Genomic DNA, 15,989 nt, shown 5'->3' with positions numbered 1-15,989 from the left:
GCGTTCCCGGCGGAACGGCCGATGGGCAGAGAGCAGCGCCGGATCCGGCGGTTTCCGGATCCGAGCGGCATATGCCCCCACTCACGGCTTCAATTAAACAATAAGCGTGACGGGTTCTTAGCGGAACGTTTCTCTACGCCATATAAAACATGCCTCTGAATACCAACAAGAAGCTTCCTCTGTCCCAGATCAAGAAACTCAGCGCCGCGCTGGCGCTCGCACTGGCCGTCCCCCTGGGCGCCCATGCCGCCAGCCTGGGCAAGCTGACCGTGCTGTCTTCGCTGGGCCAGCCGCTGCGCGCCGAGATCGAGGTGACCGCGGTGAGCGCGGAAGAGGCGGGCAAGCTCTCTGCCAAGCTGGCCTCGGCCGAGGCCTTCAGCCGCGCCAACGTCGACTACAACCCGGTGCTGTCTTCGCTGGCCTTCGCCGTCGAGCAGCGCCAGGGACGCCATTTCATCCGTATCAGTTCCTCGCAGCCGGTGAGCGATCCCTTCGTCGATCTGCTGCTTGAGCTGTCCGCGGGCGACTCCAAGCTGGTGCGCGAGTACACCTTCCTGCTGGATCCGGCCGACAGCAAGTCGCCGCGCAACGCCCAGGTGGCGCCGCTGACGCCGAATGCGCCGGTCGCCAAGGGCGGCGAGGCAGCTCCTGCCAACAACGCGCCGCCGGCCGCATCGGCTGCTCCGGCTCCGGCTGCCCCGGCAGCAACGCCTGCGCCAGCGCCTGCACCTGCACCGCAAGAGGCGGCTCCCGCTCCGGCGCCGGTCGCTCCTGCAGCGCCTGCTCCCGCACCTGCTCCGGCTCCGGCTCCGGCTCCGGCCGCCGCAGCACCTGCGCCTGCCGCTCCTGCACCTACGCCTGCTGCACCTGCCGCTGCACCCGCGGCCAGCGCCCCGATTCCGGTCAGCGGCGAAGAACCCGCGACCACCATCGTCCAGCGTCCGGCGCCGTCGGCCTTGGCCGAGGAACTCATCCGCCGCCAGCAGGCCGCGCCGGACAGCACGCCCGCGTCGGCCAGCCCGACCGCGGCGCCGCCGGCAGCCGGGCAGAGCGCTTCCGGCGAAGTCAGCCGTCCCGCCGCGCCGGCCGCTATGGCGCCTGCCGCAGGCGGCAAGGTGGCCGATTACCGCGTCAAGCAGGGCGACACCCTGGCCGGCATCGCCACGCGCAACAAGCAGGCCAATGTCTCGCTGGACCAGATGCTGATTGCGCTGTATCGCGCCAATCCCGATGCCTTCATGGGCAAGAACATCAACCGCCTGCGTTCGGGCAGCACGCTGGCCATTCCCGACCAGCCGACCGCGGCCGCCGTCGACCAGGGCGAAGCCCACGGCATGGTGGTGGCGCAGGCGCAGGACTTCAACGCCTATCGCAACAAGCTGGCCTCGCAGGTCGCCAACGCGCCGGCGCGCAAGCCCGGCGCCGAAGGCCAGAGCGGCGGCGGCAAGATCACCACGCGAGTGGAAGAGCGTTCGGGATCGGCATCGGCCCGCGATCGCCTTGAGCTGTCGCGCGCCAACCGCAACAAGGGCAGCGCGGGCAACGCCGGCGCCGCCGAAGACAAGGCCGCGACCGAGCGCGCGATGGCCGAGGCCAACGACCGCGTGAAGGAGCTGGAAAAGAACGTCGGCGACCTGCAGAAATTGCTTGAGCTGAAGAACAAGACCATCGCCGACCTGACCGCGCAGCAGAAGGACGCCGACGCCGCCAAGGCGGCCCAGGCACCTGCGGCCGAAGAGAAACCGGCTGCCGCCGCCGAGGCCAAGCCGGAAGACAAGCCGGCCGAACCCGCCGCCGCTGCGCCGGCCCCTGCACCGGCAGCTCCCGCGCCTGCAGCGCCGACGCCGGCCCCGATGACGCCGCCTGCGGCCGCCAAGCCTGCCGAAAAACCGGCGGCGCCGCAGAGCTTCTTTGAGAGCCTGACCCAGAATCCCTACGTGCTGGCCGGCGTGGGCGCGGTTGCGGCCCTGCTGGTGGCCGGCGCCGGGGTGGTTGCCGTGCGCCGCCGCAAGAAGAAGGCGGAAGAACCCGCCGGCGAAAAAGCCGCGGAGCCTGAGCCTGCGCCCGCGGCTCCAGCCGCAGCAGCTGCCGCAGTCGCCGTAGCGGAAGAGCCGGCCACCGAAGAGCCGCCGGCAGAGCAAGCGCCGGCTGACGCTGCGCCTGCCGTTGCCGCCGTCGTCGAAGAGCCGGCCGAGGAAACCCAGGTCGACCCGATCGCCGAGGCCGACATGTATATCGCCTATGGCCGCGACGAGCAGGCCGAGGACATCCTGAAGCTGGCGCTGCAGACGCAGCCCGAACGCCAGGCCCTGCATTCCAAGTTGCTGGAGATCTACGCCAAGCGCGGCGACGTTTCCAACTTCAACAAGGTGGCGGCGGATCTGCACCAGTTGTCCGGCGGCCTCAACGAGGCCTGGGCCAAGGCGGCCGACCTCGGTTTCGAGCTCGACCCGACCAATCCGCTGTACGGCGGCAAGCCGCCCGAACCGCCGGCGCCCGAACCGGAACCGGAAGAGCCGGCCATGGAGTTCGACCTCAGCGACTTCAAGGGCGCCGAGATCCAGCCGGGAGAGGCTCCCGCCGCTCCGGCCGTGGACCTGGGCAAGGACATCGATTTCGACCTCGACCTGGAAAACGGCGCCAAGCCGGCCGACGACGAGCCTATCCTGCCTGCGGCGTCTGCTGCGGCTTCGGCTTCAGCCCTGCTTGACGATGGCGACGACGAACCGGCGATGAGCCTGTCCGACCTCGACCTGAGCCTGCCGGACGAAGCGCCGGCCCAGCCGTCGGCGGCCAACATCCTGGAAGAGGACGAGGAATCGGCCTTCGAAGCCGAGATGACCACCAAGCTCGATCTGGCGGCCGCCTATCAGGAAATCGGCGACAAGGAAGGCGCGCGCGAATTGCTGGAAGAGGTCATGCGCGGCGGCAACGATGGCCAGGTGGCACGGGCCAAGGACATGCTGGCCACGCTCTCCTGAGCGCAGCGATTACAATAGCAGTCTCTCGCGGGCGCCTCGCATGAGGCGCCCGCTTTGCTTTTCGGCATCGGAAAACCGGCGCCGCAAGGACCGACAGCAACGCACAACCGGCAATGACAGATACATCAGGACAAGCAGCTTCCCAGAGCGCCGCAGGCGACGCCCCCACCTTGCGCCGCGTGGCGCTGGGCGTGCAATACGACGGCTCGCAGTGGCAGGGCTGGCAGACCCAGCCGCACCGGCAGACCGTGCAGGACCAGCTGGAGGCGGCGCTGCAGCGCTTCACCCAAGGCCCCGTCGCCACCACCTGCGCCGGCCGCACCGACTCCGGCGTGCATGCGCTGGAGCAGGTGGTGCATTTCGATACCCCGATCGCGCGCGACCTGTTCTCCTGGGTGCGCGGCACCAATGCTTTCCTGCCGCCGACCATCGCGGTGCGCTGGGCCTGTGAGCTGCCGTATGTGGACGATGCGGCCATCGCGTCGTCGATGACGGCCTCGGCCCAGGTGCCCGAAGTCCACGGCGCCGATCGCGCGCAGGCGTCGATGCTGGCGCAGTTCGGTTTCCACGCGCGCTTTTCGGCGGTGGCGCGCACCTACCATTACGTGCTGTACAACCATCCGGTGCGCTCGCCGCTGTTGGCCGGCAAGGCCGGCTGGACCTTCCGGCCGCTGGATGCCGACCGCATGCATCGCGCCGCGCAGCACCTGATCGGCGAGCACGATTTCACCAGTTTTCGCGCCGTGGAGTGCCAGGCCAAGTCGCCGGTGCGCAAGATGGAAAGCATCACCGTGCGCCGCCATGGCGACATGATCGTCTTCACGCTCAAGGCCAATGCCTTCCTGCATCACATGGTGCGCAACATCGTCGGCTCGCTGATCGTGGTGGGCAACGGCAACCAGGGGCCGGAATGGGTGGCCGAGGTGCTGGCCGCGCGCGATCGCAGCCGTGCGGCGCCGACCTTCATGCCCGATGGCCTGTACCTGGCGCGGGTCGACTATCCTGACGTCTGGGCGCTGCCGCAGGAGAACCGGTCGTGGCCGTGGCTGTAAGCCGGCGCGCATTCGGCTGAAGATGGAATCGATGGAATAAATGACAACTACCGCAGGTGCCAGCGACATGACCCGACGTACCCGAATCAAGATCTGTGGCCTGACCCGCGAAGAGGATGTGGCCGCCGCCGTGCAGGCCGGGGCCGATGCGATCGGCTTCGTGTTCTATCCCAAGAGCCCGCGCTACGTCACGGCGCAGCGCGCGGCCGAGCTGGCGGCGACGGTGCCGCCGTTCGTGAGCACGGTGGGCTTGTTCGTCAATCCGACGGTCGACGAGGTGAGGGCGGTGCTGGCGGCGGCGCCGCTGACCCTGCTGCAATTCCACGGCGACGAGACGCCGCAGCAGTGCGCGGAGATTGCCGCCGCCGTGGTGCGCCCCTTCATGCGCGCCGCGCGCATCGGCAGCGCTACACGGCCCGACGATTTGCTAGAATACGAGCTTCAATATCGCTCTGCCAGCCCGTTCTTCAACGGGCTGCTGCTCGACACCCTGGTCGAGCAGTACGGCGGCAGCGGAAAGGCTTTCGATTGGTCAGTCATTCCAAAAGAACTCGCGCCTCGGGCCGTTTTGAGTGGTGGCTTGAGCGTACACAACGCCACTGAGGCGGTGGCTGGCGTTCGCCCCTACGCGGTCGACATCAGCAGTGGTGTCGAGGCGTCCAAGGGCATCAAGGATGCCGCCAAGATCAGCGCCTTCATCGGCGCGGTTCGCCTGGCGGATGCTACGCAAGCGTAGCGCGCAACCTGTACAGAGGATTTCCATGAAAGAACTGAATCCGCTCGGCAACTTCGCCGAGCGTCAAGCCATTGCACCCGCCGCCCTGCACCAGTCGGCGCCTTACAACCTGCCGGACTCGCGCGGCCACTTCGGCCCCTACGGCGGCAGCTTCGCCGCCGAGACGCTGACGCTGGCGCTGACCGAGCTGCGCGAAGCCTATGCGCACTACCAGAACGACGAGCAGTTCCTGGCCGAGTTCCATACCGAACTGAAGCACTTCGTCGGCCGTCCGAGCCCGGTGTACCACGCCAAGCGCTGGTCGGAGCTGGCCGGCGGCGCGCAGATCTACTTCAAGCGCGAAGACCTGAACCACACCGGCGCCCACAAGATCAACAACGTGATCGGCCAGGCGTTGCTGGCCAAGCGCATGGGCAAGAAGCGCATCATCGCCGAGACCGGCGCCGGCCAGCACGGCGTGGCCACCGCCACCATCTGCGCGCGCTTCGGCATGGAGTGCATCGTCTACATGGGCAGCGAAGACGTGAAGCGCCAGCTGCAGAACGTGTACCGCATGAACCTCCTGGGCGCCAAGGTGGTGCCGGTGGAGTCGGGCTCCAAGACGCTCAAGGATGCCTTGAACGAAGCCATGCGCGACTGGGTCACCAACGTCGAGTCGACCTTCTACATCATCGGCACCGTGGCCGGCCCGCATCCTTACCCGATGATGGTGCGCGACTTCCAGTCCGTGATCGGCAACGAGTGCATCGTCCAGATGCCCGAGATCGCCTCGCGCCAGCCCGACTACGTGGTGGCGGCGGTGGGCGGCGGCTCCAACGCCATGGGCATCTTCTATCCCTACATCGATTACAAGGACGTCAAGCTGGTCGGCGTGGAAGCCGCCGGCGACGGCCTGGACTCCGGCCGCCACTCGGCCTCGCTGACGCTGGGCTCGCCGGGCGTGCTGCACGGCAACCGCACCTACCTGCTGCAGGACGAGAACGGCCAGATCATCGAGACCCACTCGGTCTCGGCCGGCCTCGACTATCCGGGCGTGGGCCCGGAGCACGCGTGGCTGAAGGACAGCGGCCGCGCCAGCTATGAGTGCATCACCGACGACGAGGCGCTGAAGGCGTTCAACACCTGCTGCCGCATCGAAGGGATCATTCCGGCGCTGGAGTCCAGCCATGCGCTGGCCTACGCCGCCAAGCTGGCGGCTTCGCTGCCCAAGGATAAGATCGTACTGGCCAACCTGTCCGGCCGCGGGGACAAGGACATGCATACCGTGCAGCAGCGCCAGGGCTGAGTCCCCGGCCGATGCGATACGGGAGCCCGCCGGCGTGTCCGGCGGGCTTGCAGCCTGAACAACACCAGAACACGCAAAGATCATGTCCAGAATCCAACCGACTTTCTCCAAGCTGGCCGAGCAGAAACGCAAGGCCCTGATCACCTTCATCACCGCCGGCGACCCGGCGCCGGAACTGACCGTGCCGCTGCTGCACGCGCTGGTGGCCGGCGGCGTCGACATCCTCGAGCTCGGCGTGCCGTTCTCCGACCCGATGGCCGAAGGCCCGGTGATCCAGCGCGCCTGCGAGCGCGCGCTCAAGTTCAACATCAGCACCCGCGACGTGCTCGGCTACGTGCGCGAGTTCCGCAAGACCAACACCACCACGCCGGTGGTGCTGATGGGCTACGCCAACCCGATCGAACGCTTCGGCGTCGATGCCTTCATCGCCGCGGCGAAGGAGGCGGGCGTGGACGGCACCATCGTGGTCGACTATCCGCCTGAAGAGTGCGAGGAGTTCGCGCAGAAGATGCAGGCCAACGGCATGGATCCGATCTTCCTGCTGGCGCCGACCTCGAGCGAAGAGCGCATTCGCCAGGTGGCCGCGGTCAGCAGCGGCTTCTCCTATTACGTGTCGTTGAAGGGCGTGACCGGCGCCGGCAATATCGATACCGCCGAAGTGGCCGAGCGCATCGCCGCCATCCGCAAGCACGTCAAGCTGCCCATCGGCGTGGGCTTCGGCATCCGCGACGGCGCGACCGCCAAGGCGGTGGGCGCGGCGGCGGACGCCGTGGTGATCGGCAGCCGCATCATCTCGGAGCTGGAAAACACCCCGCCGGCCAAGGCTTGCGACGCGGTGCAGGCGTTTGTGGCGGAGATCCGCCAGGCGCTCGACTCCTGATCTGGCGCCGCGCCATGAGGCCTCCGGCGTGCGCCGGAGGCTTTCTTTTTTGATAATCTTTGTACTCCGGATCCGGCCGACAGGACGGTAAATTGCCGTCGGGCAAGCTTGAGCCCGCTTTACTTCCGCCGCTGGCGGGCTCTGGTACAATGCGCCACCGGAAAAAATGATGAGGACTCTATGAGCTGGCTTGAGAAGTTATTGCCACCCCAGATTCAACGCGGATCCACCAGCCGCAAGGCTATCCCGGAAGGCTTGTGGGTCAAGTGCCCCTCCTGCGAAGCAGTGCTTTACCGTACCGACCTGGAATCCAATCTCCACGTCTGCCCCAAGTGCAGCCACCACATGCGCATCCGCGCCCGTGCTCGTCTCGACGCTTTGCTCGACGAGGGCGGCCGCTATGAGATCGGCCAGGAAGCCCTGCCGGTCGATACCCTGAAGTTCAAGGACAGCAAGAAGTACCCCGACCGCCTGAAGGACGCCATGGAATCCACCGGCGAAACCGACGCCATGGTGGTCATGGGCGGCGCGATCATGACCCTGCCGGTCGTGGTGGCCTGCTTCGAATTCGAATTCATGGGCGGCTCCATGGGCTCCGTGGTCGGCGAGCGTTTCGCCCGCGGCGCGCAGGCGGCGCTGGAACAGAAGGTTCCCTTCATCTGCATCACCGCCACCGGCGGCGCCCGCATGCAGGAAGGCCTGCTGTCGCTGATGCAGATGGCCAAGACCACCTCCATGCTGACCAAGCTGTCGGAAAAGAAACTGCCCTTCATCAGCGTGCTGACCGACCCCACCATGGGCGGCGTGTCGGCTTCGTTCGCCTTCATGGGCGACGTGGTGATGGCTGAACCGAAGGCGCTGATCGGCTTCGCCGGCCCGCGCGTGATCGAGAACACGGTGCGCGAGAAACTGCCGGAAGGCTTCCAGCGCGCCGAGTTCCTGGTGACCAAGGGCGCCATCGACATGATCGTCGACCGCCGCAAGATGCGCGAGGAAATCGCCCGTCTGCTGGCCCTGCTGCAAAACCAGGCGGCCGAAACCGTTTCCTGATACGCGGTATACTTCAGGCCCGGATTTGCTGGACGGCAAATCCGGGCTTTGTTTTTTCTGTTTTTCCGTGCAGTTGCCTTAAGACCGAGACGTGCCATGACCTCGCAAGCATCCCAGACTCCCTCCACCCTGAATGAATGGCTGGCCCTGCTGGAACAGCGCCATTTCAAGCAGATCGACATGGGCCTGGACCGCGTCATGCAGGTCAAGGAAAAGCTCGACATCAAGTTCGACTGCCCGGTCATCATGGTGGCCGGCACCAACGGCAAGGGCTCGACCTGCGCCATGCTGGAGTCGATCCTGATGCGCGCCGGCTATCGCGTCGGCCTCTACATCAAGCCGCATTTCCTGCATTTCAACGAGCGCGCCCGCATCAGCGGCGACATGGCCAGCGACGCCCAGCTGATCGCCGCCTTCAACGAGGTGGAAGCACGGCGCATCGAATGCGGCGAGGTCTCGCTGACCTATTTCGAATTCACCACCCTGGCCATCATGAAGCTGCTGGCCGATGCGAAGCAGGACGTGGTGATCCTGGAAGTCGGCCTGGGCGGCCGCCTGGACGCGGTCAACGTGGTCGACGCCGATGTCGCCATCGTCACCAGCATCGACATCGACCATACCGAATACCTGGGCGACACGCGCGAGAAGATCGGTTTCGAGAAGGCCGGCATCTTCCGTCCCGGCCGTGTCGCCGTGTGCGGCGACCCCGTGCCGCCCCAGTCGCTGATCGACCATGCCGAGAAGATCGGCGCCGATCTGTGGCTGATGGGACGCGACTACAACTACCAGGGCGACAAGCAGCAGTGGGCCTACGGCGGGCGCGGCATGCGCCGCAATTCGCTAGCCTATCCCAGCTTGCGCGGCGCCAACCAGATCCTGAATGCATCGGCCGCGCTGGCCGCGCTCGAAGCGCTGCGCGAAGTGCTGCCGGTGGGCGCGCAGGAAGTGCGCACGGGCCTGGCGACGGTGGAGCTGCCGGGACGCTTCCAGGTGCTGCCGGGCCAGCCGCTGGTGATCCTGGACGTGGCGCACAATCCGCATGCGGCCGCCACGCTGGCGCAGAATCTCGACAACATGGGCTTCCATCCCTACACCTACGCGGTGTTCGGCTCCATGCTGGACAAGGACATCGAAGGCGTCATCGGCCACCTGAAGGACAAGATCGACCACTGGTGCGTGACCGACCTGCCGCTGCCGCGCGCGGCCACCGCGCAACAGCTCAAGGAGACGCTCCTGGGCGCCGGCGTCGAGCCGGAGTTCAGGCGTGACGCAGCGCGCAGCATCGAAACCTTCGATACGCCCGCGGCCGCCTACGCAAATGCCCTGAGCAGAGCAGGGGAGAATGATAGAATTGTGGTTTTCGGATCCTTCCTTACCGTGGCCGGCGTCATGCAGGCGCGCCGCCCGGGTTTGCACTGATCCACAGCCGAATTTCGGAGCCGGCATCCGCGCCCGGCGGCGCCAGGACCTGATTTGCCAGGCAGTTTTTCAAGACATTCAGATCAATTCAATTCGACTCCGCATGGGCTTGTTCTCGCTTTTCCGTAAAAACAAGCAGGAATCTGCTTCAGACCAAGGCGAATTCCGTTCGCGTTCCGACGAGCAATCTTCCGCGTTGCGCACCCGCAGCAGCCGCGCCGCCAATACGTCCGGCCGCGCCGCGGGCGGCCGCGGCAAGGCCGGCAAGGATGCCGGCGCCGATCCGCTGTTGCCGGAAAAGAAACGCGCGCGTCGCCGCCTGATCGGCGCGGTCGCTCTGGCGCTGGCGGTGGTCATCGTGTTGCCGATGATCCTGGATTCCGAGCCCAAGCCGTTGAACGAGGATATCGCGATCCAGATCCCGTCCAAGGACCAGCCGGCCACCAGCGCCGCCGCTACCGGCGCGCAACCGGCGGCCGACACCGCCAAGCTGGCCTCGGCGTCCTCGGCGCTGGACCAGAAGGAAGAAATCGTCGAGCCGGCCAGCGTCAATCCGGCGCCCGCCGTGGCGGCCCCGGCGCCTGTGCCTGCAGTGACTGCGCCCGCGGCGCCGCCGGCCCAGCCCAAGCCGGCTGAAAAGCCCGCCGCCAAGCCGGAAGAGAAAAAGCCTGCGGTCACCGAACACAAGGAAGAACCGAAGAAGGAAGCGCCCAAGAAGGAAACGCCCAAGCCCAAGGCCGCCGAGCAGCACGGCGAGGATTCGGCGCGCGCGCTGGCGATTCTGGAAGGCAAGTCGAACGCGGGATCGGCGGCGCCGGCCGCGGCCGACAAGAAACCGGCGGCCGCCGGCGGCAAGTTCGTGATCCAGGTGGCCGCGCTGGCGACCCAGGACAAGGTGAACGAACTGCGCAACAAGCTCAGCGGCGCCGGCATCCATTCCTTTACGCAGAAGATCGCGACCCAGGGCGGCGACCGCACGCGCATCCGCGTCGGCCCCTTCGGCAGCCGCGACGAAGCGGAGAAGATGGGCGCCCGTATCAAGAAACTGGGCCTGAATGCCACCATTGTTCCGGCTTGAATTTGATCTCCGATAGCTCCATATTGTCATCGTGACGATCTTTGACTACCTGGTGCTGCTGGTGATGGCCTGTTCGGTGATCATCGGCACCCTGCGCGGCTTTGTGCGGGAAGTGCTCTCGCTGGCCAGCTGGGTGGTGGCGCTGGTGGTGGCTAACGCCTATGGCGAGGCGCTGGCGACGATGTTGCCGGAAATGATTCCGGGCGAATCGACACGACTGATTGTGGCGTTCATCGCCTTGTTCATCGGTACGCGGCTGTTGATGGCGCTGGTATCGAGGACATTGAGCGAATTGATCAAGGCCAGCGGACTGACGCTGGTCGACAGAGGATTGGGCAGCGTATTCGGCGTGGCGCGCGGCGTGCTGATCGTCGTGGCGGCGGCCTTGCTGTGCGGCACGACTTCGATCCCGCAGCAGCCGTTCTGGAAAGATGCGACGCTGAGTCCGCTGGTGGAGCAGGGAGCGATGGCCGTGATGCCTTTCCTTCCTGGCAAGTTTGCGGAGCATGTGAGTTTTTCCGCGCCGCCGGCCATGCCGTCTGAAGTTTGAGCCCCGTCGGGCTCTGCCCCACAAGGGCAGGGCACATCGGTCGATGTTTGCAGTAGCGGTTCGTTTTCGTTTTTCGTTTTCGTTAGGAGTCCACCATGTGTGGCATCGTCGGTATCGTCTCTCATAGCCCCGTCAACCAAATGCTGTACGACGCGCTGCTGCTGCTGCAGCACCGCGGCCAGGATGCGGCGGGCATTGCAACCAACCACCACGCCGGTTTCTCGATGCACAAGGCCAACGGCCTGGTGCGCGACGTGTTCCGCACCCGCAACATGCGCTCGCTGCCCGGCAACACCGGCATCGGCCAGGTGCGCTACCCGACCGCGGGCAGCTCTTCCTCCGAGGAAGAAGCACAGCCGTTCTACGTCAACGCACCGTTCGGCATCATCCTGGCGCACAACGGCAACCTGACCAACACGGAACAGCTCAAGATCGAGATGTTCAAGAACGATCGCCGCCACCTCAACACCGACTCCGACACCGAAGTGCTGTTGAACGTGCTGGCGCACGAACTGCAGCAGGCCACCACCGGCTACTCGCTGGATCCGGCCACGCTGTTCAAGGCCGTGTCGATGGTACACAAGCGCGTGCGCGGCTCCTACGCCGTGGTGGCGCAGATCGCCGGCTACGGCCTGCTGGGCTTCCGCGATCCGTACGGCATCCGTCCGATGTGCCTGGGCTTCAACGAGAGCGACAAGGGCATCGAGTACATGCTGGCCAGCGAATCGGTGGCCCTGGAAGGCATGGGCTTCCGCTTCCTGCGCGACGTCAATCCGGGCGAGGCGATCTTCATCGACACCGACGGCAAGCTGTACAACCAGCAATGCGCGGAGAATCCGACGCTGAACCCCTGCGCCTTCGAATACGTCTACCTGGCCCGTCCGGATTCGGTGATCGACGGCGCCTCGGTCTACGGTACCCGCCTGAAGATGGGCGAATTCCTGGCCGACAAGATCCGCCGCGAATTCAAGCACGGCGAGATCGACGTGGTCATGCCGATCCCCGATTCCTCGCGTCCGGCCGCCATGGAACTGGCGCTGAAACTGGGCATCGAGTACCGCGAAGGCTTCATCAAGAACCGCTACATCGGCCGCACCTTCATCATGCCGGGCCAGGCGCTGCGCCGTAAGTCGGTGCGCCAGAAGCTCAATGCCATCGGCAGCGAATTCAAGGGCAAGAACGTGCTGCTGGTGGACGACTCCATCGTGCGCGGCACCACCAGCCGCGAGATCGTGCAGATGGCGCGCGAGTCCGGCGCCAAGAACGTGATCTTCGCCTCGGCCGCGCCGCCGGTGAAGTACCCCAACGTCTACGGCATCGACATGCCGACCCGCGACGAGCTGATCGCCTACGGTCGCAGCTACGAAGAGATCTGCCGCGAAATCACCGCCGACGCCCTGGTCTACCAGGACGTGGACGCGATGAAGCGCGCCATCTCCGAGATGAACCCGGCGCTGAGGAACTTCGAGGCATCCTGCTTCGACGGCAACTACATCACCGGCGACATCACCCAGGAATACCTGGACCGCATCGAGTTCGCCCGCAAGAACCCGAAGCCGGCGCTGGAAGACGTGGTGCGTTCGCAGCTGAACCTGAACCTGGCGCGCGTGGACTGATCCGGTCCTGCGCATCGCCGGAAAAGAACGCCGGTCGCCGCTCATGCGGCGCCGGCGTTTTTCATTGGCGCAGCCATGGCCAAACTGGCTTATCATTTTGTTTTTCCGCCATCGGCCATGGTTGCGCACGCGCCTGGCCCAACTTCAGCATTTCCCGATCCCGCGATGAACGATAAAAAGACCTACGGCTTCACCACCACCATCCTGCACAGCGACCGCCAGAAGGACATCGAGCACGGCTCGCTGCACAAGCCCGTCCACACCTCGGTCACCTTCGGCTACAAGGACGCGCGCCAGCTGGCCGAAGTGTTCCAGGGCAAACAGCCCGGCTACCGCTACGGCCGCCAGGGCAACCCGACGGTGTCGGCGCTGGAAGACAAGATCACCAAGATGGAAGGCGGCAAGTCCACCATCTGCTTCGCCACCGGCATGGCCGCCATCGGCGCCATCGTCCAGGGCCTGCTGCGCGAGGGCGATCATGTGGTGTCCTCGGCTTTCCTGTTCGGCAACACCAACAGCCTGTGGATGACGGTGGGCGCGCAGGGCGCCAAGGTGTCGATGGTGGACGCCACCGACGTGAAGAACGTCGAGGCCGCGATCACCCCGGCCACGCGCATGGTGTTCGTCGAGACCATCGCCAACCCGCGCACCCAGGTGGCGGACCTGAAGCGCATCGGCGAGCTGTGCCGCGCGCGCGGCATCCTCTACGTGGTGGACAACACCATGACCTCGCCTTACCTGTTCCAGCCGAAGTCGGTGGGCGCGGGCCTGGTGGTCAATTCGCTGACCAAGTCCATCGGCGGCCACGGCATCGCGCTGGGCGGGGCGCTGACCGATACCGGCGAATTCGACTGGAGCACCTATCCGCACATCGCCGACAACTACAAGAAGAACCCGGCGCCGCAGTGGGGCATGGCGCAGGTGCGCGCCAAGGCGCTGCGCGACTTCGGCGCGTCGCTGGCGCCGGAGGCGGCGCATCACATCGCGGTGGGCGCCGAGACCCTGGCGCTGCGCCAGGAGCGCGAATGCAAGAATGCGCTGGCGGTGGCGCAGATGCTGGAAGCCGACGAGCGCGTGGCGGCGGTGTACTACCCCGGGCTGGAGTCGCATCCGCAGCATGCGTTGTCCAAAGAGCTGTTCCGCTCCTTCGGCAGCCTGATGTCGTTCGAGCTGAAGGACGGCATCGACTGCTTCGACTATCTGAACCGCATGAAGCTGGCGATCCCCACCAGCAACCTGGGCGACACGCGCACGCTGGTGATCCCGGTGGCGCACACCATCTTCTACGAGATGGGCGCCGAGCGCCGCGCCAGCATGGGCATCGCCGAGTCGCTGATCCGCGTGTCGGTGGGGCTGGAAGATACCGACGACCTGGTGGAGGATTTCCGCCAGGCGCTGGACGCCTGATGGCCTGAGCGGCTCCACCGATGAAAAAAGCCTGTGGCGTGACGCGCCACAGGCTTTTTTGTTTTCTGCATCTCCGGCCGGCAAGGAGCCGGGAGGGGCGCGCCTCAGGGCACCAGGTTGGAAATCGCCTCGCGATCGGCCCACTTGGTCTTGTAGGTCGGCTGGAAGGTCTTGAAGCGCTCGATCAGCACGGCGGGATCGGCTTCGTGCATCATCAGCCCGGACTGGTCGCTGCTGACGAAGCGCTGCGACACCAGGTGGTCGACGAAGGCGATCAGGTTGTTGTAGAAGCCTTCCACGTTGTACAGCGAGATCGGCTTGTAGTGGAATCCCAGTTGGGCCCAGGTCAGCACCTCGAACAGTTCTTCCAGCGTGCCCATGCCGCCGGGCATGGCCACGAAGCCGTCGGCCAGCTCGGCCATCATGGCCTTGCGCTCGTGCATGTCCTTGACGATGTGCAGGCGGGTCAGGCCGTTGTGGCCCAGTTCCTTGTCCAGCAGCGCCTTGGGGATGACGCCGGTGGCTTCGCCGCCCAACCGCATCACTTCGCTGGCGATGATGCCCATCAGGCCGACGTTGCCGCCGCCGTACACCAGCGCGATGTTGTTCTTGACCATCTCCTGGGCCAGCTTGCGCGCCGCTTCGGCGTAGGCCGGGGTGGCGCCGGGGGAGGAGCCGCAATAAACGCAAATCGATTTCATGTTTCCTCTGCAATATCCGTCGTTACAATGGCATGGCTGAGCTGATGTTTTTATCTTGGCATAAAAACCTTCTCAGGCCCTTGGTGTGTTATACCATGATAGTGCAGTGCAGCATAAACTTGCGCAGTGACATGCGGATGACCGGCGCCGTCGAAAGGACATCATGCCAAACAAGATCGTCAGTCTGGCCCTGCAGGGCGGCGGCTCGCACGGCGCTTTCACCTGGGGTGTGCTGGACCGCCTGCTGGAGGACGGCCGCCTGAGTTTCGAAGGCATCAGCGGCGCCTCCGCCGGCGCCATGAACGCCGCGGTGATGGCGCAGGGCTACGTGCAGGACGGCCGCGAAGGCGCGCGTGCCTCGCTGGAGCGCTTCTGGAGCAGCCTGTCCACGCGCGAGCCGTTCGACTTCATCCAGCCCGACGCCGCACCCGCCATGCCCAACCCCACGCCCATGCCGGGCATGCAGGCGTTGCTGGCGATGACGCGCTTCTTTTCGCCGGCGCAGTTGAATCCGCTGGACATCAATCCGCTGCGCGACATCCTGGTCGAGCAGGTCGACTTCGAACGCCTGCGCGAGCAGCGCGAGATCAAGCTCTTCATCGCCGCCACCCAGGTCAGCACCGGCACCCTGAAGATCTTCCGCAACCGCGAGCTGTCGGTGGAGGCGCTTCTGGCCTCGGCCTGCCTGCCCTCGCTGCACCGGCCCATCGAGATCGACGGCGAAGCCTACTGGGACGGCGGCCTCACCGCCAATCCGCCGATCTTCCCGCTGCTGCATTCCTGCGCCGCGCGCGACGTCATGGTGGTGCTGCTGCATCCCAGCCGGCGCGCCGGCACGCCGTCCACCAGCCATGACATCGGCCAGCGCCTGTCGGAGATCAGCTTCAGTTCGGCCTTCTTCACCGAGCTGTCGGGCCTGGCGCTGGCCAAGCGCGAGGCGGAGAACTCCACGCTGGCCTTCGGTTCGCTGGAGCGCCGCCTGCGCCAGCTCAACATGCACATGATCGACGCCAGCGAACTGATGGAGCAGCTGACCAATCTCTCCAAGCTCAATACCCAGGCCAGCTTCATCCGCAGCCTGCACCAGCAGGGCAGGGAGCGCGCCGGCGAATGGCTGGAGCAGAATTTCGCGCTGGTGGGGCAGACCTCGACCTTCGACCTCGGGCGGTTCCTGCAATAGCCAATGTGTTCGCGCACGGTCGTTCGAATTTGTCTATACTTTGCGGCTTCATCC

13 protein-coding genes are annotated in these 15,989 nt (G+C 65.8%); 12 read left to right on the top strand and 1 reads right to left on the bottom strand.

The genetic code is table 11. From position 1 onward, the window contains the following. Positions 1 to 149: 149 nt before the first annotated feature. From CEJ42_RS04940 to CEJ42_RS04890, 11 genes are all read left to right on the top strand, one after another. Positions 150 to 2,981 carry a motility hub landmark protein FimV gene (locus tag CEJ42_RS04940; protein WP_088750162.1) on the top strand — a complete coding sequence of 944 codons (2,832 nt, stop codon included), beginning with the start codon at positions 150 to 152 and terminating at the stop codon, positions 2,979 to 2,981. A gap of 113 nt (positions 2,982 to 3,094) precedes the next feature. Continuing rightward, entirely contained in the window at positions 3,095 to 4,033 is a 939-nt protein-coding gene (locus tag CEJ42_RS04935; RefSeq protein WP_088750161.1) for a tRNA pseudouridine synthase A, read from the top strand. 40 nt (positions 4,034 to 4,073) lie between these two features. Further along, positions 4,074 to 4,769 carry a phosphoribosylanthranilate isomerase gene (locus tag CEJ42_RS04930; protein WP_276329106.1) on the top strand — a complete coding sequence of 232 codons (696 nt, stop codon included), beginning with the start codon at positions 4,074 to 4,076 and terminating at the stop codon, positions 4,767 to 4,769. 25 nt (positions 4,770 to 4,794) lie between these two features. Continuing rightward, positions 4,795 to 6,054, top strand: a complete 1,260-nt coding sequence (trpB, locus tag CEJ42_RS04925) for a tryptophan synthase subunit beta (protein ID WP_088750160.1) — start codon at positions 4,795 to 4,797, stop codon at positions 6,052 to 6,054. 82 nt (positions 6,055 to 6,136) lie between these two features. Beyond that, the gene (gene trpA, locus CEJ42_RS04920; protein WP_088750159.1) at positions 6,137 to 6,934 is read left to right on the top strand and encodes a tryptophan synthase subunit alpha; all 798 of its coding nucleotides are present in this window, start codon (positions 6,137 to 6,139) and stop codon (positions 6,932 to 6,934) included. A 180-nt stretch (positions 6,935 to 7,114) separates the two neighbouring features. After that, positions 7,115 to 7,984, top strand: coding sequence for an acetyl-CoA carboxylase, carboxyltransferase subunit beta (gene accD / locus CEJ42_RS04915; RefSeq protein ID WP_077236336.1), 870 nt, complete (start codon positions 7,115 to 7,117; stop codon positions 7,982 to 7,984). A gap of 96 nt (positions 7,985 to 8,080) precedes the next feature. Beyond that, positions 8,081 to 9,403, top strand: coding sequence for a bifunctional tetrahydrofolate synthase/dihydrofolate synthase (gene folC, locus CEJ42_RS04910; RefSeq protein ID WP_079215706.1), 1,323 nt, complete (start codon positions 8,081 to 8,083; stop codon positions 9,401 to 9,403). Positions 9,404 to 9,506: 103 nt separating this feature from the next. Next, on the top strand, positions 9,507 to 10,481 hold the full coding sequence (locus CEJ42_RS04905) for an SPOR domain-containing protein (RefSeq protein ID WP_088750158.1): 975 nt from the start codon (positions 9,507 to 9,509) through the stop codon (positions 10,479 to 10,481). Positions 10,482 to 10,512: 31 nt separating this feature from the next. After that, positions 10,513 to 11,031 carry a CvpA family protein gene (locus tag CEJ42_RS04900; protein ID WP_079215704.1) on the top strand — a complete coding sequence of 173 codons (519 nt, stop codon included), beginning with the start codon at positions 10,513 to 10,515 and terminating at the stop codon, positions 11,029 to 11,031. A 95-nt stretch (positions 11,032 to 11,126) separates the two neighbouring features. Further along, a complete protein-coding gene (gene purF / locus CEJ42_RS04895; RefSeq protein ID WP_079215703.1) occupies positions 11,127 to 12,647 on the top strand; it encodes an amidophosphoribosyltransferase in 1,521 nt (506 codons plus the stop codon). A gap of 165 nt (positions 12,648 to 12,812) precedes the next feature. Then, a complete protein-coding gene (locus tag CEJ42_RS04890) occupies positions 12,813 to 14,054 on the top strand; it encodes a cystathionine gamma-synthase family protein (protein WP_079215702.1) in 1,242 nt (413 codons plus the stop codon). Positions 14,055 to 14,158: 104 nt separating this feature from the next. On the opposite strand, the gene CEJ42_RS04885 is transcribed toward CEJ42_RS04890, so the two are convergent. Beyond that, complete coding sequence (locus CEJ42_RS04885) at positions 14,159 to 14,755, bottom strand: LOG family protein (protein WP_079215701.1); 597 nt, start codon at positions 14,753 to 14,755, stop codon at positions 14,159 to 14,161. 163 nt (positions 14,756 to 14,918) lie between these two features. On the opposite strand from CEJ42_RS04885, the gene CEJ42_RS04880 reads away from it, so the two are divergent. Next, on the top strand, positions 14,919 to 15,935 hold the full coding sequence (locus CEJ42_RS04880; protein WP_088750157.1) for a patatin-like phospholipase family protein: 1,017 nt from the start codon (positions 14,919 to 14,921) through the stop codon (positions 15,933 to 15,935). Positions 15,936 to 15,989 lie beyond the last annotated feature (54 nt).

It is taken from the genome of Herbaspirillum robiniae, from assembly GCF_002213415.1.
In the GTDB taxonomy this organism is placed as follows: domain Bacteria; phylum Pseudomonadota; class Gammaproteobacteria; order Burkholderiales; family Burkholderiaceae_D; genus Herbaspirillum; species Herbaspirillum robiniae.
Note: the sequence above shows the minus strand (reverse complement) of the source record. Positions and strands in the feature narration are given on the sequence as shown.